The 632-nt window shown below is 61.4% G+C and carries 1 pseudogene; it reads left to right on the top strand.

Annotated features, from left to right (window positions below):
• Window positions 1-632, top strand: a pseudogene (locus tag BST27_RS32980) (PPE family protein); the annotation flags it as partial.

Raw genomic sequence — 632 nt, 5'->3', positions numbered from 1 at the left:
ACACCCCGGTCATTACAGTGCCGGCGCTGGCTACCCCGGAGATCACCATCCCGCGTTTCTCGACACCGTTGATTCAGATCCCGGCATGGCAACTGCCGGGTGTGTCTTTCCCGGGAATGACCCTTCCGACGATCAGCTTCCCGAATTTCGATGTGCCCGGTAGCGACTGGGTTTCCGTACTTGGACTTTCCACCGGTTCTATCCTCCCCGATTACGGGGTCTACATCAGGGATGTCGGCCAGATATCCCTCGGCAATGTAACTCGTGGCGCGATCGGCTCCTTCACCTTCCCGGGCCTGCAGATCAGCTCGATGCAGCTGCCGGTCATCACCATCAGCAATCCTGACGATCCCATGGGGGCCTACCAGATCCCGTCGGTCGGCCTTTCTGCTTTCAATATCCCCTCCCTGACGATTCCGCCGTTCGGCGTCGAGGGTTTCAACTTGCCGCGGATCGCTTTCCCCGCATTCAGCACGGCGGAGTTGACGGTGCCGTCGATCGGCATCACTGGCTTCGATCTGCCGCCGGTCACGGTGCCCGGGTTCAGCATCCCGTCGTTGACGTTGCCGCCGATCGGTTTCGAGGGCTTCGATCTGCCGCAGATCAGCGTTCCCGGGTTCAGCACCGCGGCG

Origin of the sequence: Mycobacterium intermedium, assembly GCF_002086275.1 — a bacterium.
Taxonomy (GTDB): Bacteria; Actinomycetota; Actinomycetes; order Mycobacteriales; family Mycobacteriaceae; genus Mycobacterium; species Mycobacterium intermedium.
This window is presented reverse-complemented; position numbering and strand designations above follow the sequence as displayed.